Genomic DNA, 17,772 nt, shown 5'->3' with positions numbered 1-17,772 from the left:
GCTCTCATGGGAGCATCACCCCCGCTATTAGCGCTGCAGTGTCAGCACACCCGGCCGGTAGGGCAGGAGACCGTAGTCGCCGCCTGAGCTGGGGGCACGTCCCTGGTAGAGCAGCTGCAGATTGCAGGGATCAACGGTCATGGTCTGATCGGGGTTGCTGCGAACCAGATCGCCGTGGCTGATGTCGTTGGTCCAGGTGGCGCCGCTGTTGGCCTTACCGGCGAAGGGATTGCCCTCGCTCGCGGCTTGCGGTGTCCACGTACCGCCCAGGCTGGTGGCGGTGAACGAGCGGAAGTAGCGACCCTGCGAGCCGATCGCCTCGACGAGCATGAGGTATCGGTTCTGGCCCTGGAGCTGGTAGACCTGAACTCCTTCGAACAGATTGTTCGTCGTGTCGCTCATGATCGTCGTCGAGGTCGCGCCGAAACTGCCCGGGAAATTTCCGATGGGCATACTGGCCCGGTAGATCTTGCCGTTGTCCCCGGCGAAGAACAGATACATGTTCGTGCTGTCACCGATGAGTGTCTGGTCGATGGGTCCTGTGCTGGAGCCGGAGATGCTGCCGGAGAAGAGCACCTGCTGCGCTGACCAGCCATTCGGATTGGTGGGGTCGCTGGAGGTCCGGTAGGAGAAGGCGGTCCCACCCCACTGGTAGGCGAGCACCCAGATGTTCTTCGGGGCGAAGTAGAAGAGCGTCGGCGCGACAGTGGAAATGGACATCGTGTTCTGGCCGACCGAGGCCATGTCGGACCAGTTGGTGAAGAGGCCGAAGTTCATCGAACCCCACTTCGTCCCCGTGTCGTGCGTCGTCGCATAGACGAGATGCCTGCCGTTGTAGACGACGTTGGTGAAGTCCTTGAGCGAGACCCATCCCGACTTCGGGTTCGCCAGTTGGCCCGTCGATGTCCAGCGGTACGTCGATGGAAGAGCGCACGTGCCGGTCGGCGTCGGCGTGGGCGTCGGAGTCGGTGTGGGGGTGGGCGTGGGGGTGCCGGGGTTGCCGCAGGTCACGCCGTTCAGGGCGAACGACGTGGGCACCGGGTTGCTGCCGTTCCACGAGCCGTTGAACCCGAAGTTGGTGCTGCCGCCGGAGGGGATGGAGGCGTTGTAGGAGACGTTGGCGGCGGTCACCGATGAGCCGGACTGGGTCTGGGTGGCGTTCCAGATCTGGGTGATCTGCTGGCCGGCGCCGAAGGACCAGGTCAGCCGCCAGCCGTCGACCGCGTCACCGAGGTTGTTGATGGTGACGCTGGCACCGAAGCCACCCTGCCAGCTCGAACTGATCGTGTAGTCGACCCGGCAGGCCACGGCGGCCTGGGCGGGCTGTGTGATCAGCAGGCCGGCTCCGGCCAGCAGGACCGCGATGGCGCCGATCACCAGGCCCCGGCGGGAGACCCGCCGGGGCGGCGCCGCGGCCGTGACGGCGGAGGGGCGCGCTGGCCAGGGCAGACGCATCTGGATTCTCCTCATCATGTCCGGCCTCCGTCAGGGGCTGGTGCAGGTGGCGGTCGGGGTGGCCGCGGTGCCGTTCGCGGTGAACCCGAAGGTCGTGGAGCCGCCGGCGGCGATGGAGCCGTTATAGGCGGCGTTGCGTACGGTGACGCTGGAGCCGGACACGCTCTGCTGGCCGTTCCACAGGCTGCTGATGCTCTGCCCGCCGGGCCAGGTCCACTGCACGGTCCATGCGCTGATCGCCGTGCCGCCCGCCTGGACGGTCACCGTCGACTGGAAGCCGCCCTGCCAGCTGTTGGTCGTCGTGATCGTCGCCGCGCACCCATCCGGGACCGGTGTCGGTGTCGGAGTGGGCGTCGGGGTCGGGGTCGGTGTCGGAGTGGGGTCGGGGCCCGGCGAGGCGGCGTTCAGGGCGTTGAGGACGGCGTCGTAGGCGGGCTTCTTGTTGCCGCCGCTGAACAGCAGCGGGGTGTCACCCGACCGCCAGGAGTCCTGGTCGCGTACCCCCCACACCGTGATGCCGGCGCAACGGGCCACCGCCAGGCAGTCGTTCACCACGGCGGCGTAGGTCTGCGGGGAGGCGCCCTGGATGTCCAGCTCGGTGATCTGCACGTCCACCCCGAGGGCGGCGAAGCTGGAGATGGTGGTGCGGTAGTTGCTGTTGTACGGGCTGCCGCTGTTGAAGTGCGACTGCAGGCCGACGCAGTCGATCGGCACGCCGCGCTGCTTGAAGTCGCGGACCATGTTGTAGACGGCCTGCGTCTTGGCCCAGGACCAGTTGTCGATGTTGTAGTCGTTGTAGCAGAGCTTGGCGGCAGGGTCGGCGGCGCGCGCGGTGCGGAAGGCCACCTCGATCCAGTCGTTGCCGGTGCGCTGCAGGTTGGAGTCGCGCCGCCCGCCTCCGCTGTCGGCGTAGGCTTCGTTGACCACGTCCCAGGCGTAGATCTTGCCCTTGTAGTGGGCCATGACGCCGTTGATGTGGTCGATCATGGCCTGGCGCAGGCTGCTGCCCGACAGCGACTGCATCCAGCCGGGCTGCTGGCCGTGCCAGGCCAGCGTGTGCCCGCGCACCCGCTTGCCGTTCTGCACGGCCCAGTTGTAGACGCGGTCGCCGTTGGCGAAGTTGAACTGCCCCCGATTCGGCTCGGTGGCGTCGATCTTCATCTCGTTCTCGGCCGTCACCATGTTGAACTCGCGGCCGGCGATCGTGGTGTACTGCGAGTCGCCGAGCTTGCCCGCGCTGATGGCGGTGCCGAAGTACCGCCCGCTCTGCGCGGCGGCCGCGCCGAGCGTACTCGCCGCCGCCCCGGCCGGCGTGGTCGGTACGATCACCGCGGTGACCACGCCGAGTACGCCGACGGCGGCGGCGATCAGAACCCGCGGGCTCCTGAGAGGCCGCGACGGAAGTATGGCTTTGATCCCCATGACTGGCTGCTCCAGACTGAATCACGAGAAAGCGGACACGCGGGGGTCATCCCGCACGATCGACGCCGCGTCCCGTGATCAGGGAACGCACACCACCAGGGCATCGCGAACGGCGGTCCCCACCGCGCACCACCACGAGCAGGAGGAGGCCGCCTTGGGCCACAGTCTGGAAACCATCCCGAAATGTGTCAAGGTTTTGGCGAAAGTTTCAGAGTGACGCTCTCGCCGTCACGGGCGGCGACCCCTGATAACGCCTGATGAGCCGCACGCCTGTCCGCCGCCCCTCCGTGGGCGCGAGGTGCCGTCCTTGACGTCGCCTCTTCGTCTCGTATTGGCTCCGATCTGTCACCACGGCCATCTGACAGAAAGGGACCCGCGACCGAGAAGAAGACGTGTGAGCGTTAACAGCCGTCCTGGGGCCACCACCCGGCGGCCATGATGCGGGGCGGTCCGGCGGACAGACACCACGTCCCTGGAGCCGCCTCTCGGGGAGTCACCGATGGGGAGGTTCACGACGGTCTTTCTGCCGCCGGTCCGATCAACCGGTCAGGGCGGCTGTCGGCGGATGCGATCGCCAGCCCCCACCTGCGGCCCGGGGCGCGCTCTGGCTTTCCGGACGTCATTTGCGGTAGCACTCCGTCAAACCGTCCTGCGAGACGCCATCAGGCACCTCGACCTGTGCGGCCTGTCCGGGAGCGGGGTCTTTGACCTTGTACCCGTGATCGCGGAGGCACTGGAGGGTCTTGAGCTCCTTCTCCTTCGCTTCTTTGTCGGACATCTTGGGCTGGTCGTCAGAGGCCGTGGGCGGCTTGCCGATCTTCTTGATGCAGGCGTCCCTCGCTACCTCGTACGCGTCCTGCCGGTCGCCGAAGTCGATCTTTCCGGCCTCCTTCGGAAGCACGAAGCCCTTGTCGCTCAGGCACGATCGGAACTTGACCTCCCATTCGGTGTACTTCTGGTCGGCCGTACCGGCGGAAGCCGACGAGTTGTTCGGCGGCCCGCTCGACCCGTTGGCGTTGCCGCAACCGGCCAGCAGGCCCGCGAGGCAGGCGAAAGCCGCGAATGCGACGCGAGTACGAGGGAGGTGAAGTGTATTGGGCATGGTTGGCCACCCTGCGCGGTGCGGATGTCCGCGCTGTCGCGGTCGCGTATCGGCGACCGCTTGGCTACGTATCGGCTGTGTGTCAGCTCTCGGAGCTGGTATCTGATACACCCCCAATACGCGTCTAAGCGCCCGCCGATACGTGACCGCCGCTGCATGGACACCTGTACCGCGCAGGGTGTGGCAAATGCGAAGTCGTTTTCTTCTCGTCATTCCCGTGGCGCTGGCCGTGCTGGGGGCGTCCGCGACTCCGTCGTTCGCTCTGCGCGGCGGCGTCGAGTCGGTACGGCCGTACTCGTTCATGGGCTCGTTACAGCGTGCCGAGTCCCCGCGCGCGGACGGCCACGTCTGCGGAGTCACGCTGATCGCGCCGCAGTGGGTGGTCACCGCGAGCCACTGCGCCCGTACGCCCAATCAGGCTCCGGTCGGCACCCCTCGGGGCTGGCGGGTGCGCATCGGCTCCCTGAGTGTGACCTCCAGCGGTGAACTGGCCGAGGTCGACAAGTTCTATCGGTACTCCACCGAGGTCTACGGCAAGGATCTCGCGCTGCTGCACCTGCGTACCCCGGTTCGGGCGAAGCCGGCGCGGATCGCGCCGGTCACGCCGGCCGACCGAACCGCGACCCGCATCATCGGCTGGGGCGTGACCTGTGACGAGCGCGCGCCGAAGTGCTATCCGGACCGTCTGCGCGAGGCCGACACCGTGGTGCAGCCGGACTCGGCATGTGAAGTGAGCGGTATCACCGCGAAGCGTGAGTTGTGCGTGGGCAGCCTGGACGGAAGCATCTCGGCCACCAACATGGATTCCGGTGGCCCGGCACTGGTCCGCCGCGGTGGCAGCTGGCTGCTGGCCGGGGCGGTCAGCGGGAGCAACAGCAATGACACACCGACTGTGTACAGCGATGTGTCGGTGTATCGGAAGTGGATCCGGGGCATCGTCACGGGCAGCGCGGTTCCGCCGGAACCGCACATGCCGTCGCTAGAGGGTGCCGCGCAGTTCGGTGACTGTTCCGGCGCCGTGGTCCGCACCGGGAGCGACCGGGCGGAGGATCCGGCCCTGCTCCTCACCAACGGCCACTGCGTCCAGGGCACCCGCCCCGCGCCGGGGTCGGCGCTGGTCGATCAGCCGGCCGCCCAGCCGGTCACGATCACCGACCGCGAGGGCTACCCCAAGGTCGAGGCCAGGACGACCCGGCTGGTGTACGCCACCATGACCGGCACCGACGTCGCCCTGTACCGCCTGGACCGGACCTACGCGGAGCTGGCCGCCGCCGACGCCAAGGTCTTCGACCTCGCCACGACCCCGGCCGCGACCGGCGACCGGGTGGACCTGTTGTCCGGCAACTGGGGCCGCCGCTGGAGCTGCGCGGTGAAGGCCGTGGTGCCCGGGCTGCGTGAGGGCGGGTACGAGCAGGAGAACGCACTCACGTACACCAGCGCCTGCGAACCGGGGCACGGCGCCTCGGGATCACCGCTGATCGCCCCGGACGGGCAGACCGTGGTCGGGCTGCACAGCACGAGCAACGACGACGGGAAGAGCTGCACGGAGAACAACCCGTGTGAAGTCGACGCGGCCGGGCACGTGACGGTGCGCAAGGGTGCCCATTACGGCCAGCAGGTCGCGGCCGTACCCGCCTGCCTGGCGCCCGGCTCAGTGCTGGACCTGTCCCTCCCGGACTGCACGCTGACCCGCCCAGCCGCCTGACGGGCAGTGCCTCGGAAGCCGGCCGGCTTCGCTCCTGAACAGCCTCGCGGCGTGACCACGACCACCGAGCACATCGATTCCCTCATCACCCGAGCACTCGCAGGAGATCGTCGCCTGATGTTTTTCGTGCCGTCCGGGAGTATTATTACGTGCTATCGAAAACAGCACGATATTAAGGGGTGCCAGCGTGCTGGAACCACATGCCACCGAGGCCTGCCAGCATTGCGGCAGACCTCTACCTTCCCGGTCAGGACGTGGACGCAAGCAAGAATACTGCGACTCCACCTGCCGTAGCGCCGCGCGACGCATCCGCGACCGTGCCAAGGATGTAAATGAGAGCTTGACATTCTCCTCTCGTAAAGCAAATATTGACGACGTGACGGAAGTGGCGGCACCGACCGACCTGGCGGACACAGCCCGGAGGCTGGTGGAGCGACTGAGCGCTCCGGATGCGTCCCCGCTGGACGCGGTGGTCGCCACCCGGGATCTCGCGCGGGCCGTCGACCACGCCATGCGGGCAGCGGTCGACAGAGCACGCGCGATGGGACACACCTGGCAGGAGATCGGCGACGTGCTCGGCTCCAGCAGGCAGGCGGCGTTCCAGCGGTTCGGCCGGCCACTCGACCCAAGGACAGGAACACCCATGATCGACAAGATTCTGCCCGGCGCCGCCGACCGCGCTGCCGCCCTGGTCGCGGACCTGACCGACGGCCGCTGGGAGGAAGTACGCCGCGACTTCGACGAAACGGTCGCCGCCGGCCTGAGCGCGACCAAACTGGCCGCGACCTGGGCACAGGCGGTCGGCATGGTCGGCGAGTACGAAGGCATGGGCGAGCCGGTGCCCCACCAGGCGGGCGACCACACCATCGTGGACATCCCGCTTTCCTTCGAGGCGGGTGGCCTGACCGCCCGCGTCGCCTACGACGGGGACGGCAAGGTCGCCGGGCTTTTCCTCCGGCGTCCCGACACTGCGTAAACCACTCGGATCAAAGAGATGAAGGACCCTGCGATGTTCTTACGTGAGTTCGTTCGCGCGCCGCGTCTGGGCGCCGGTCTGTGCGCGCTCGCCCTTCTGGTGAACGGGTGCGGGAGCGGGTCGGCAACCCGCGTAACCGCCTCCCCCATGGCCGCCGTTTCTCGTACGACCCCCGCCTGGGTCGAGGAGGAAGTGAGCTTCTGGGTGGACGGGATGACCGTTTACGGCACCTGGCGCCATCCGGCCCGGCCGGGCGCGAAGGTCCCGGCCGCCCTGATCATCGCGGGCAGCGGTCCCACCGACCGCGACGGCAACAGCGCCGGGATCAGCGGGATCGACACATACAAGACGCTAGCCGAGGTGCTGTCTGCCGGCGGCGTGGCGAGCCTGCGCTACGACAAGCTCGGGAGCGGCAAGACCGGTCTCGGGCCGTACGCGTCCAAGGTCGCCGACATCGGCATCGCCCCATTCGAACACGAGGCCAGGGCGGCGCTGGACTTCCTGGCCCGGCGGCCCGGGACCGACAAGCGGCGGCTCACGGTCATCGGGCACAGCGAGGGCGCCCTGTTCGCTCTCCTGCTCGCCACGAAATCAAGATCGAAGACGCGCATCCACAGCCTCGGCCTGCTCGAACCGCTGAGCCGCCGATACCTCGACATCCTCAGCGGTCAGATCACCACCCAGATCAAGGCCCAACAGCAGGCAGGAACGATCACCGGCGCTCAGGCGGCCGAGGTCGAGGACGCCCTGGCCAGGGCTGTCGCGTCGCTGCGCGCCAACGGAACGGTCGCGGCGAACCTGCCCGGTGGATTGTCGAACGTGATCTCCCCGGCGAACGCGAAATTCCTGTCGGAGGCCGACCGCGAGGACCCGGCCAAAGTGGCGGCCCGGCTCAAGGCGCACACCCCGGTTCTGCTGAGTTGCAGCGACGCGGACATCCAGGTGAGCTGCGACGACGTCGAGCACCTGGCCGCCGGGCTGGCGAAGGCCCCCGCCGCCACCGACTTCGTCCGCCTGACCGGGATCGACCACGTACTCAAGGAGGACCCAAGCCGGACCGCAGCCCACTACACAGAACCCCTGCCGTTCTCGTCCCAGCTCAAGCAGGCGCTCCCCGCGTTCGTCCGGGCTTCCTGAGGACCGTTTCGTCCTTCAGAGGTCTGGAGGTCGATAGGAGCCCATCAGGACCGTTCCTCGACGGCCCATGATCGGGTCCGGGAGCGGTCGAGGAAACGAGCCTCGTCCTCGGCGACGCCCGAGTCCGCAGCGAGTACGAGGGCGAGCCAGGTGCGACGGGCGGACTCGTCGGCGAACTTCATGTGTGTCATCACATCGAAGTCAGCGGGGAAGCCGCGTTGGTCGGTCTCCGGCAGGTAGTTGCGGACGTAGTAGTCGGGTGGCGGGGCGAGGCTGAGGATGAGGGGGACGTGATGGTTCTCGTAGTAGTCGATGAACTCGTCTCGGCTGAGCCCGTCACGGGCCTTGAGCAGGGCGATGGTGGTGATCACGAGGTTAGGTCCTTCGGTGGTCTGTGGCTCGTCACCCGAGGCTGCCCGTTCATGGCAGCCGAATGTGATGCCCCTGCCAGCGGGCGCGCAACCAGCGATCGTGGCTGGCGATCACGATCGCGCCGGGTCCGTCGGCGCCCAGGGCCTCTTCCAGCTCGTCGGAGAGGCGGGGCGAAAGGTGGTTGGTGGGCTCGTCGAGCAGCAGCGCCGCGGGCCGTCTGATGAGCAGTGCCGCCAGGGACAGCCGCGCGCGCTGCCCTCCTGACAGGGACGTGAGCGTACGGGAGTGCGGCACACCGCCGAGGCCGAGGCGGTCGAGGACGATTTCGGCGCGCCGGTCGGCGTCCCAGGACTCGCGCTCCTGAGTCTGCTCCAGCCGTTCCCCGTACTCGCCGAGCAGGGCGGCGTCGTCCGGAGCGGCGGCGAGCGCGCGGGCGAGCCGATCCAGCTCGCCCAGGTCCGCGCGCGCCTCGCGCAGGGCGTCGTCGAGCGCGTCGGCGATGGTGGCCCGGCCGTCGAAGGGCAGCTCCTGGTGCAGGAAGCCGAGGTCGGCGGGGCGTACGACGGTGCCGGAGTCGGGCCGGTCGACCCCGGCCAGCAACCGCAGGAACGTGGTCTTGCCCGCGCCGTTCTCGCCGATCAGGCCGATCCTGACGCCAGGCGCGGCGGTGAGCGAGACGCCGGCGAGCACGCGCCGCGTGCCCAGCGTCCGTACGAGATCGCGGGCGAGCAGCGCGTCACTCACCGGCCGGACCCCCGGCCTCCAGGAGGCGACCGTCCGCCAGCTCCAGCCACCGTTGTACGCCGATCTCGGCGAGGAAACGTTCGTCGTGGCTGACCACCACGAACGCCCCCTGGTACGCGATGAGCGCGCCCTCCAGCTGCGCCACGCTGACCAGGTCGAGGTTGTTCGTCGGCTCGTCGAGCAGCAGGAGCTGAGGCGCGGGCTCGGCGTACAACACGCAGGCCAGGGTGGCCCGCAGCCGTTCGCCGCCGGACAGCGCCGCCACCGGCAGGTGCGCACGCGCGCCGCGGAACAGGAAGCGGGCCAGCAGGTTCATCCGCTCCGCCGCCGCCATGCCGGGGGCGAAGGCGGCCAGGTTCTCCGCCACGGTGCGCTCGACGTCGAGCAGGTCGAGTCGCTGCGACAAGTAGGCGACCCGCCCATCCGCCCGCCTGGTCGTGCCGCCGTCCGGCTCCAGCTCGCCGCTGATCAGGCGCAGCAGGGTGGACTTGCCCGCTCCGTTGGGGCCGCTCAGCGCGATGCGCTCGGGGCCGCGTACGGTCAGGTCGACGCCCGGCTCGGCGAACAGGCCGCGAGTCCGCAGGTCTTCGCCGAGGAAGACCGTGCGTCCGGCGGGTACGTTCGTCCCCGGCAGCTCCAGCGCGATCCTCTGGTCGTCGCGCAGCGCCCACCCGGCCTCGTCGAGCCGGGCCTGGGCGTCGCTGACCCGGGAGGCGTGCATCTGGCCCGCCCGGCCGGCTGACTCCTGGGCGCCGCGTTTCATGTTCCCGGCGAAGATGCGCGGCAGCCCGGCGTTCTTGAGGTTGCGGGCGGCGTTGCCCGCCCGGCGCTCGGCCCGCTCGCGAGCCTGCTGCATCTCCCGCTTCTCGCGCTTGAGGTCCTGCTCAGCGCTGCGCACGTTCCGTTCGGCGGCTTCCCGCTCGGCGTGTACGGCCTCCTCGTACGCGGTGAAGTCGCCGCCGTAGAAGCGGACCTCACCCCGGTCGAGCTCGGCGATGCGGTCCATACGGTCGAGCAGGGCCCGGTCGTGGCTGACCACGAGCAGGCAGCCGGTCCACTCGCCGAGTACGTCGTAGAGCCTGCGGCGCGCGCCGAGGTCGAGGTTGTTCGTCGGCTCGTCGAGCAGGAGCACCTCGGGGCTTTTGAGCAGTTGCGCGGTCAGGCCGAGCGAGACGACCTGGCCACCGCTGAGCGTGCCCAGGCGCCGGTCGAAGCCGATGTCCGCGAGGCCGAGCCGGTCGAGCTGGGCACGGGTGCGCTCCTCGATGTCCCAGTCGTTGCCGATCGTGGTGAAGTGCTCCTCGCTCGGGTCGCCCGACTCGATGGCGTCCAGCGCGGCGATCACCGGGGCGATGCCGAGCACCTCCGCCACGGTCGGCTCACCGACGAGGGGCAGGTTCTGCGGCAGGTAGCCGAGCACCCCGTCGACGGCGACGCCGCCGGAGGAGGGTTGCAGCTCGCCGGCCATCAGCTTGAGCAGCGTGCTCTTGCCCGCGCCGTTCGGGGCGACGAGGCCGGTACGGCCGCCGCCCACGGTGAAGGACAGGTCGTTGAAGACGGGGGTGTCGTCAGGCCAGGAGAAGGACAGGCCGGAACAGATGATGAACGCATCGGACATGCGACAGACCTCGATACGAGACCCGGGCGCGCGAATGGGGCCCGGCAAGGGGACAGGATTGGGGGTATGACGACGGGGGCCACGTCGGCGGCGGTCATGCGCGCCTGCCGGGGCCGGTCAACCTCCGGTATCACCCGGAGATGTCGTCGTCACCTGCCATGTCTGGTCTCCTAAGGTCTGAACACGATCATCTATCACCGTAGCAGCCATCGGGATCAGCCCGCGTCGGCTGTCTGCGCCTTCTTCTCGCGCGCCCGGCAAGCGACTGCGGCGCGGGGTCAGCGTGCCTGTGGGGTGCCGACGCCGCGCAGCAGGGTGTCGACCACGACGTCAGCCGCTCGGCCGACTACCCCGCCGACGCCGGCGAACGCCAGCCGCCAGAAGCCCGTGCGCCACTCTTCAAGGTTGAGTTTCGTGTGGGGTGGTGGGGCGCCCGGGCAGGTCGTGCTGGGTGAACGTGTCGATCAGCAGCCGGATCGGCAGACCGGCCTCGGTCGGGTAGCGGAAGTGCTCGTCGAGGTTGAGGCTGTAGTGGTTGCGGCGGCCGACTCGGTCGCGGGAGAGGTAGCCGGCCTGGTGCAGGTCGGTCACGATGCCTTGCACGGCGCGTTCGGTGATGCCGATGCCGGCGGCGATGTCGCGCATCCGCGCCTGTGGGTTGCGGGCGATCTCCAGCAGGACGCGGGCGTGGTGGGTCAGGAACGTCCAAGTGGACGAACGGTCGTCGGATGCGCTCACGGTCTTCACCTTCTCCGCCCCCGGCGGTTAACAGCGGCTGCGGGGCGGACTGTACCCTCTCTTCCCAGAAGATCCTATGGGGAAAAGTCTTTCCGGTATTGGTCTTCGGGATTACAGTGCGGATGCGAGGAAGGAATCGCGCCCGTACTCGGCCAGCCCTGAGAGGACGTCATGACTGTCGCGCCGCCGTCGGCGGCCTGCTGAGCAGGCCGTAAAACCGCCATGCCCCCTTTGATCCTGGACAGCCAGCGCCTGATCACCGGCGTGCTGATCACCGTGACCGGCGAGGTGGACACCACCAACGCCGCCCAATTGGAGACCTACCTCAGCGGGCAGCTCCGGCCCGGCGAGCCGCTGCTGCTCGATCTGGACGGGCTGACCTTCCTCGACAGCATGGGCCTGCACCTGCTGATACGCCTCAACGCGGCCCTGAGTGAACAGGGTGCCGCGCTCCATCTGGCGGCCGTACGCGGCGCACCCGCCCGCATCCTTGAAATCACCGGCCTGTCATCGGCCCTGAACATCCACACCACCGCGGAGCAGGCCATCACCAGCATCCTGGCCGAGCAGGCCCAGCCATAGGAGCCTCGCGGCAGCGTGGCGTCGGCCTCCGGTGAGCGATGGCCAGGCGGCTCCAGGTTTACGAGGCGTGTGCCTTGATCGCCACGCTGGTCAGGGCGAGCAGCAGTTCGAGGTCGGATTCGGCGTCTACCTCCACGGCCACCCAGGCGCGATCGGCGCAGGGGTGCACCTGGTCGCAGACCCGCAAGTGCGGTTCGAGCCGGTCGATCGCCGCCGCCGTCAGACGCAGGTGCACTTCGTCCCGGCCGGACGGGCGCAGGATCTCGGTGCCCCGCACCGCGAAGGCCACGCCGCGCCGGGTATCACTGACCGCCAGAGCCGGCCAGGAGCGCAGCTCGGCCATCGCCCGGGCCACATAGGGCCCGTGACGCAGACTCGCCCGTCGCCAGACGGAGATCCCTGCCACAACCTCAATGCTGCTCTACTGCACACCGCATCGCCATGCTGCGTTCTTCAACCGTTATCTGTTATTCAGACGCAAGGGGTCCCTGGGCACAGGTGGAAACACTTGCGGAGGTGCCGGACACCTAGTGAGGTGTTCCGGCATTCTTCGGTTAGGAGACACCCGTGCAGGATCAACGCGTGCCACCCGACACGCGAGATCGTTTCGAGGCGCTCTATCTCACCTGTTATCCGGCGGTACACCGCTATGCGATACGTCGTACCGATTCGGTGGACGACGTCGCCGATGTGATCGCGGAGACGTTCCTCGCCGCGTGGCGGCGGCTGGAAGACGTACCCGAGGGCGATGCCGCCGTGCTCTGGCTGTACGGCGCGGCCCGGCGGGTCCTGGCCAATCAACGGCGCGGCGAGTCGCGCCGTACCGCGCTGGCCTCGCGGCTCTGCGGCGAACTGGCCGTCGGACAGGGGCAGACGGCCGCCGACCCACGGACCGAGGCCGTACGCACCGCTTTCGCCGCCCTGAACGCGGCTGACCGGGACGTGCTCGCCCTGGCCTGCTGGGAGGAGCTGACCGGCCCGCAGATCGCCAAGGTACTGGGCTGCAGCAGCACCGCCGCCCGGCTCCGGCTGCATCGGGCCCGTAAGCGACTGGCTCGGCTGCTCGACACGACCACGACGAATGAGGTCACCGTGATGACCGCGCTGAGGGGAGAGACCCGATGAACAAGATCGACCGCATGGTGTCCGCCATCGATCCGGCCGCCGAGTACGCCGAGCCTTCCATGGGCCAGGGGGTCCAGGACCTCCTCGCGGAGATCGTGGCGACCCCGCCCGCAAGCCGTCAGCCCTCCTGGCTGCCCGGCAGGAGCGCCGTTTCACCGTTGCGTCGTCCCGTGCTGGCGGGGTTGGCCGTCGCGGGCATCGCCGTGGCCGCGCTGGTGGCCGTGCCGTTGGTCTCAGGGACGCCGAGTGCGGCGTACGCGGTGGTCAAGAACGCCGACGGCACCGTTCAGGTAACGGTCAAGGAGTTCCGGGACCCTGACGGGCTGGAGGCCAAGCTCAAGAGCGCGGGGATCGTGGCTGACGTGACGTTCACGGAAGCGGACAAGCAGTGCGCCCGTGGGCGTTTCGTCGGCGCGGACCTGGCCTACGACCCGCCGAGCACCGAGAACATGACCGAGCAGCAGCGCAAGGAGTTCGACAAGCCGGACAACTGGCGCTCCCGAGACGTCGCCGCGCCGATCAACAAGGACACCTTCGTGATCTCCCCACGTTTCATGCGCCCGGAGGAGACGCTCGTCCTGGAGTTCCGGCCGGGTAATTACGCCGGAATGAACTGGGCGCTCGGCACCTATCTGGCCAAGGCCGGCAGCCCGGTCGCGCCCTGTCAGCTCGTGAAGGCGAACTCCGATGAGAAGCTGGCCGGAAACTGAGTCGAGCCGACCGCGCTCCGCGGCATACCGTGGCCCGATGGCTGACGATATGTTCGAACATCCGCGGCTGGCCTCGATCTATGACGCGCTCGAACCCGACCGTGGTGATCTGGACGCGTATGTGGCCATCGCCGATGAGCTCGGTGCCCGTACCCTGCTGGACGTGGGGTGCGGGACGGGGACGTTCGCGCTGCTCCTGGCCGGTCGCGGTGTCGACGTCATAGGCGTCGACCCGGCCCGCGCGTCGCTCGACGTCGCGCGGGCCAAGCCGAACGGCGAGCGGGTGCGCTGGCTCCATGGTGACGCGACGACGCTTCCCCCGATGCAGGTCGATCTGGCCACCATGACGGGAAATGTCGCCCAAGCGATCATGGACCCGCGAGATTGGGAGGGGACGTTACGTGGAGTCTACGACGCGTTGCGGCCCGGTGGACATCTCGTGTTCGAGACCCGCGATCCGGCGAAACGCGCTTGGGAGGGGTGGGATCGCGCGGCGACGTACAACGTCACCGAGATTCAGGGCGTCGGCGCGGTGGAGAGCTGGTGCGATGTGCTCGACGTCAGCGGGCCGCTGGTGACATTCCGCGGGACGCACGTCTTCGGCTCGGACGGGCAGGTGCTGACCTCGCACTCGACGCTGCGCTTCCGCGAGCGTGACGAGGTCGAGGCGGCGCTGGTCGCCCATGGGTACACCGTGGAGGAAGTCCGTGGTGCGCCCGACCGGCCCGGCCTGGAGTTCGTGTTCTTCGCCCGGCGGCCCCCGGTGGTCAGTGTTCTTTGAACAGGGTCCTGCACAGCCGTTCCCTGAGTCCCTGCAGCCGGACGCAAGCCGAGTGATGCGCCTCGCGATGCACCCGATGCGTGGGGCGATGGCGGGTCTTCGCGGTCTTGACGCGATGTTTCCGCTCGGCAGCAGGATGGGCAGCCCTCCGAACAGTCCGATGAGCGACCCGATGAGCAGCCGGACGGGCAACTGGGCGGGCAGCTGGAGGGGCAGCGGGCTTCGGCGCCGCGCTGACCCGTTCAGGGGCTGACGGCGCGGTCTCACCGGTCGTGACCGACATGGCCGCCACCCGTGGCCGCAGCGACGACTGGCGCTCCTGTACGGTCCGGCCCACCGAGTATCCGAGCCCGCTACCGAAGCCCATGGCCCCGGCGAGCGCGAGCGCCATGCACGCCGATCCCCATCGCCGTCGTGGCGGGGTCGGTGTCCTGCGAATGAACGCTGACGGCGGAAGCATGTCCATCATCATCACCCCGGGGATCATGAGCTAACAGTTAGTGGGCGATCACGAAGCGTTATGTTGTCAAGATTTCCACGCAGCTCCCGGATCAACCCTCCAACCGGGCAGGAAAGGCGAAAGGGCCGGTCCCGCGACGCGGAACCGGCCCAGCCGAGGCCCTCAAGAGGTGAGGATGGTCACCCCAGGCCGCTCTTCATGGCGGTGATCAGCTCACCGCCGGTGGTGTCGCCGCTGAGCTCCCAGAAGAACGCGCCGCCCAGGCCCTGGCTCTTCGAGTAGCTCATCTTGCCGCCGATGGTGCTTGGCGTGTCGTAGCTCCACCACTGGCCCCCGCAGTAGGCGTACGCGGTGCCGGCGACGGTGCCGGTGGCCGGGCAGCGGGTCTTGAGCACCTTGTAGTCCTCGATGCCCTGCTCGTACGTGCCGGGCGCCGGCCCTGTCGCCGTGCCGCCAGGAGCGGACTGCGTGACCCCGCTCCAGCCGCGGCCGTAGAACCCGATGCCGAGCAGCAGCTTGCTCGACGGCACACCCTTGCTCTTGAGCTTCTGAATGGCGTTGTCGGAGTAGAAGCCCGGTGTCGGGATGCCCGCGTACGAGGTGAGCGGCGAGTGCGGGGCCGTGGGGCCCTGCGCCGCGAAGGCGCCGAAGAAGTCGTACGTCATGACGTTGTACCAGTCGACGTACTGAGCGGCGCCGCCGTAGTCGGCCGCGTCGATCTTGCCACCGCTGGTGCCGTCGGCGGTGATGGCCGCGGTGACGAGGTTGCCGGACCCGAAGCGGGAGCGCAGGGCCGACATGACGTTCTTGAACGCCGCCGAGCCACTGCTGTCGCAGCTGAGGCCGCAGGCGTTCGGGTACTCCCAGTCGATGTCGATGCCGTCGAACACGTCCGCCCAGCGCGGGTCCTCGACCAGGTTGTAGCAGGAGTTGGCGAAGGCGGTCGGGTTCTGCGCGGCCTGGCCGAAGCCGCCGGACCAGGTCCAGCCACCGAAGGAGAACAGCACCTTCAGGTTCGGGTACTTCTTCTTGAGCTTGCGCAGCTGGTTGAAGCTGCCGCGCAGCGCGCCCGCGTCCCAAGTGTCGGCGACGCCGTCCACGCTCTCGCCCGCCTGGTAGAAGCGGTCGTAGTCGGCGTAGCTGTCGCCGATGGCGCACTGCCCGTTCGTCACGTTGCCGAAGGCGTAGTTGATGTGGGTCAGCTTGGCGGCCGAGCCGCTGGTGTCGATGTTCTTGACGTGGTAGCCGCGCTGGTAGACGCCCCACTGGACGAAGTAGCCGAGCACCTTGTTGCCGCCGCCGGTGCACCCGGTGGTCGCGCCGGTGACCTGGGCGCTGGCCGCGGACTCGCCCACCGAGTTGTACGCCTTGACCGTGTACGTGTGCGACGTACAGGCGCCCAGCGATCCGATGGTGGCCGACGTACCGGTCACGGTCGCCTTGACCGTGCTCCCCTCGTAGACGCGGTAACCGGTGACGGTGCCGGAAGAGGCGCCCCACGACAGGGCGATCGAGCTGGCGGTCGTGCCGGCGACACTGGGCGTGCCGGGCTGGCCGGGAGCGCCGGTGCCGCCCGAGGTGGTGGCGGTGACGGAGTTGCCGGCTGCCGAGACGTTCCCGGCGGCGTCACGGGCGCGGACCGTGTAGGTGTAGCTGGTGGCGGCCGCGAGCCCACTGTCGGTGTAGGAGGTGCCGGTGACCGTGGTCACCTGCGTCGAGCCGCGATAGACGTCGTAGCCGGTGACGCCGACGTTGTCGGTGGCGGCGTCCCAGGCCAGGGAGACGCTGCTGGCGGTGGTGCCCGTCGAACGCAGGTTGCCGGGCACGGAGGGCGCGGTGGTGTCGGTGCCGCCGCCGGTGACCGGTTTCCACAGGGCGGGTACGTTCGGCGGCTCCCAGCCGGGCTGGGAGGTATGGCTCTGGACGCACTCGTAGTCGACGCCGTTGTAGGTGACGCGGGTCCCTGCCGTGTACGCGGTCCACGGGGCCCAGGCGGCGGCGAAGGCGACCGAACTGGCGCCGTACGCGCCGGTAGGTGCGGCGACCGTCGCGGTCAGCGGCAGGAGTAGCGCCGCCAGGACCGCGAGGCCCTTCTTCAGGATCGTGTGTCTCATGGTGGTCCGACCTCCGGCGGTTTTGGGGGTGGGTGGGAGGCCCGACAGGAAATTTATAGGAAAGTTTCCTGTCAATTATGAGACGACGCTAGCCGCCGCCTGCGAGATCGTCAATACGGGCGGTCAATTTTTGTCATACACGGAATTAACACCCGGCCCGGCAGTCTTCATCGTGACCGGCCGGTCGTCACAGCTCAGAACCCTTCAGAGAACCCTCAGAGAAGAGAGTCACATGAGACGCGCACTCGGTGCCGCCATCATCGCCGTGGCGGCCTTCGGCACCACCGCTGCCGTGTCCGCCCCCGCATTCGCCTCGGACGACCCGTCGCAGCCCCAGCTGATCACCAGCGACCAGGTCGCGCCCATCCTGGAGTGCTCCGAGCCCGATGTCGTGTTCAAGGGCGAGCAGGGCAAGAGGATCAGCCTCAAGGACGGCCGGTTCGCGGACGAGGACGGCAAGCTCATCAAGGGTAAGAACGTGCGCGTCTTCTCGGAGCGGCTGGGCCCCGAGGACGACGCCTGCGGGCCGGACGAGAAGATGAAGTGCGTGGTCAAGCACCGCGAAGGCGGCCGCGTCAACGTCCGGTTCCGCGATGAGAAGGGCGTTCTGCACAAGCGCGCCTTCAAGAGCAAGAAGGGCGCGGAGTTCTTCACGAAGAAGGACAAGCACGTCATCAAGTGGGTCGGCTGCACCGTCGTGCGCTGACGCCTGGCGAGGACTCGCCCTGGCG

The 17,772-nt window shown here is 68.5% G+C and carries 17 protein-coding genes; 8 read left to right on the top strand and 9 right to left on the bottom strand.

The genetic code is table 11. The annotated features are described in order from the left end of the window. Positions 1-27: 27 nt before the first annotated feature. From AB0L53_RS10345 to AB0L53_RS10335, 3 genes are all read right to left on the bottom strand, one after another. Complete coding sequence (locus AB0L53_RS10345; RefSeq protein ID WP_363992663.1) at positions 28-1,455, bottom strand: non-reducing end alpha-L-arabinofuranosidase family hydrolase; 1,428 nt, start codon at positions 1,453-1,455, stop codon at positions 28-30. Positions 1,456-1,485: 30 nt separating this feature from the next. Beyond that, positions 1,486-2,877, bottom strand: a complete 1,392-nt coding sequence (locus AB0L53_RS10340) for an endo-1,4-beta-xylanase (protein ID WP_363992662.1) — start codon at positions 2,875-2,877, stop codon at positions 1,486-1,488. A 619-nt stretch (positions 2,878-3,496) separates the two neighbouring features. Beyond that, positions 3,497-3,979 carry a hypothetical protein gene (locus AB0L53_RS10335; protein WP_363992661.1) on the bottom strand — a complete coding sequence of 161 codons (483 nt, stop codon included), beginning with the start codon at positions 3,977-3,979 and terminating at the stop codon, positions 3,497-3,499. Positions 3,980-4,166: 187 nt separating this feature from the next. Between AB0L53_RS10335 and AB0L53_RS10330 the strand changes: the two genes are divergently transcribed. From AB0L53_RS10330 to AB0L53_RS10320, 3 genes are all read left to right on the top strand, one after another. Next, the gene (locus tag AB0L53_RS10330) at positions 4,167-5,684 is read left to right on the top strand and encodes a trypsin-like serine protease (protein WP_363992660.1); all 1,518 of its coding nucleotides are present in this window, start codon (positions 4,167-4,169) and stop codon (positions 5,682-5,684) included. Positions 5,685-6,060: 376 nt separating this feature from the next. Beyond that, positions 6,061-6,660: a DUF3887 domain-containing protein gene (locus AB0L53_RS10325; protein ID WP_363992659.1), complete on the top strand. Its 600-nt coding sequence runs from the start codon at positions 6,061-6,063 to the stop codon at positions 6,658-6,660. Positions 6,661-6,693: 33 nt separating this feature from the next. Next, entirely contained in the window at positions 6,694-7,797 is a 1,104-nt protein-coding gene (locus AB0L53_RS10320) for an alpha/beta hydrolase (protein ID WP_363992658.1), read from the top strand. Positions 7,798-7,841: 44 nt separating this feature from the next. On the opposite strand, the gene AB0L53_RS10315 is transcribed toward AB0L53_RS10320, so the two are convergent. The 4 genes from AB0L53_RS10315 to AB0L53_RS10300 all read right to left on the bottom strand — a co-directional run bounded on the left by AB0L53_RS10315 (position 7,842) and on the right by AB0L53_RS10300 (position 11,269). Beyond that, positions 7,842-8,168: an EthD domain-containing protein gene (locus tag AB0L53_RS10315; protein WP_363992657.1), complete on the bottom strand. Its 327-nt coding sequence runs from the start codon at positions 8,166-8,168 to the stop codon at positions 7,842-7,844. A 49-nt stretch (positions 8,169-8,217) separates the two neighbouring features. Continuing rightward, positions 8,218-8,913, bottom strand: a complete 696-nt coding sequence (locus AB0L53_RS10310; RefSeq protein WP_363992656.1) for an ATP-binding cassette domain-containing protein — start codon at positions 8,911-8,913, stop codon at positions 8,218-8,220. Beyond that, positions 8,906-10,531, bottom strand: coding sequence for an ABC-F family ATP-binding cassette domain-containing protein (locus AB0L53_RS10305; RefSeq protein WP_363992655.1), 1,626 nt, complete (start codon positions 10,529-10,531; stop codon positions 8,906-8,908). The genes AB0L53_RS10310 and AB0L53_RS10305 overlap by 8 nt, the downstream gene beginning before the upstream one ends. A gap of 399 nt (positions 10,532-10,930) precedes the next feature. Continuing rightward, entirely contained in the window at positions 10,931-11,269 is a 339-nt protein-coding gene (locus tag AB0L53_RS10300; RefSeq protein ID WP_363992654.1) for a helix-turn-helix domain-containing protein, read from the bottom strand. A gap of 222 nt (positions 11,270-11,491) precedes the next feature. Between AB0L53_RS10300 and AB0L53_RS10295 the strand changes: the two genes are divergently transcribed. Further along, complete coding sequence (locus tag AB0L53_RS10295) at positions 11,492-11,851, top strand: STAS domain-containing protein (RefSeq protein WP_363992653.1); 360 nt, start codon at positions 11,492-11,494, stop codon at positions 11,849-11,851. 58 nt (positions 11,852-11,909) lie between these two features. Here AB0L53_RS10295 and AB0L53_RS10290 read toward each other — a convergent pair whose 3' ends face one another. Beyond that, a complete protein-coding gene (locus tag AB0L53_RS10290; RefSeq protein ID WP_363992652.1) occupies positions 11,910-12,257 on the bottom strand; it encodes a luciferase family protein in 348 nt (115 codons plus the stop codon). A gap of 161 nt (positions 12,258-12,418) precedes the next feature. Between AB0L53_RS10290 and AB0L53_RS10285 the strand changes: the two genes are divergently transcribed. Genes AB0L53_RS10285 through AB0L53_RS10275 form a run of 3 tightly spaced genes read left to right on the top strand, consistent with a single transcriptional unit; the run spans position 12,419 to position 14,467 of the window. Beyond that, positions 12,419-12,976: an RNA polymerase sigma factor gene (locus AB0L53_RS10285; protein ID WP_363992651.1), complete on the top strand. Its 558-nt coding sequence runs from the start codon at positions 12,419-12,421 to the stop codon at positions 12,974-12,976. Then, positions 12,973-13,686 (top strand): hypothetical protein, encoded by a 714-nt coding sequence (locus AB0L53_RS10280; RefSeq protein ID WP_363992650.1) that lies wholly within the window; start codon positions 12,973-12,975, stop codon positions 13,684-13,686. Before AB0L53_RS10285 ends, AB0L53_RS10280 begins: the two co-directional genes overlap by 4 nt. A gap of 37 nt (positions 13,687-13,723) precedes the next feature. Next, positions 13,724-14,467: a class I SAM-dependent methyltransferase gene (locus AB0L53_RS10275; protein WP_363992649.1), complete on the top strand. Its 744-nt coding sequence runs from the start codon at positions 13,724-13,726 to the stop codon at positions 14,465-14,467. A gap of 639 nt (positions 14,468-15,106) precedes the next feature. On the opposite strand, the gene AB0L53_RS10270 is transcribed toward AB0L53_RS10275, so the two are convergent. Next, entirely contained in the window at positions 15,107-17,041 is a 1,935-nt protein-coding gene (locus AB0L53_RS10270; RefSeq protein ID WP_363992648.1) for a glycosyl hydrolase family 18 protein, read from the bottom strand. 232 nt (positions 17,042-17,273) lie between these two features. Between AB0L53_RS10270 and AB0L53_RS10265 the strand changes: the two genes are divergently transcribed. Then, positions 17,274-17,747, top strand: coding sequence for a hypothetical protein (locus AB0L53_RS10265; protein WP_363992647.1), 474 nt, complete (start codon positions 17,274-17,276; stop codon positions 17,745-17,747). Positions 17,748-17,772: the final 25 nt, after the last annotated feature.

It is taken from the genome of Nonomuraea sp. NPDC052129 (assembly GCF_040680095.1).
Classification (GTDB): domain Bacteria; phylum Actinomycetota; class Actinomycetes; order Streptosporangiales; family Streptosporangiaceae; genus Nonomuraea.
Note: the sequence above shows the minus strand (reverse complement) of the source record. Positions and strands in the feature narration are given on the sequence as shown.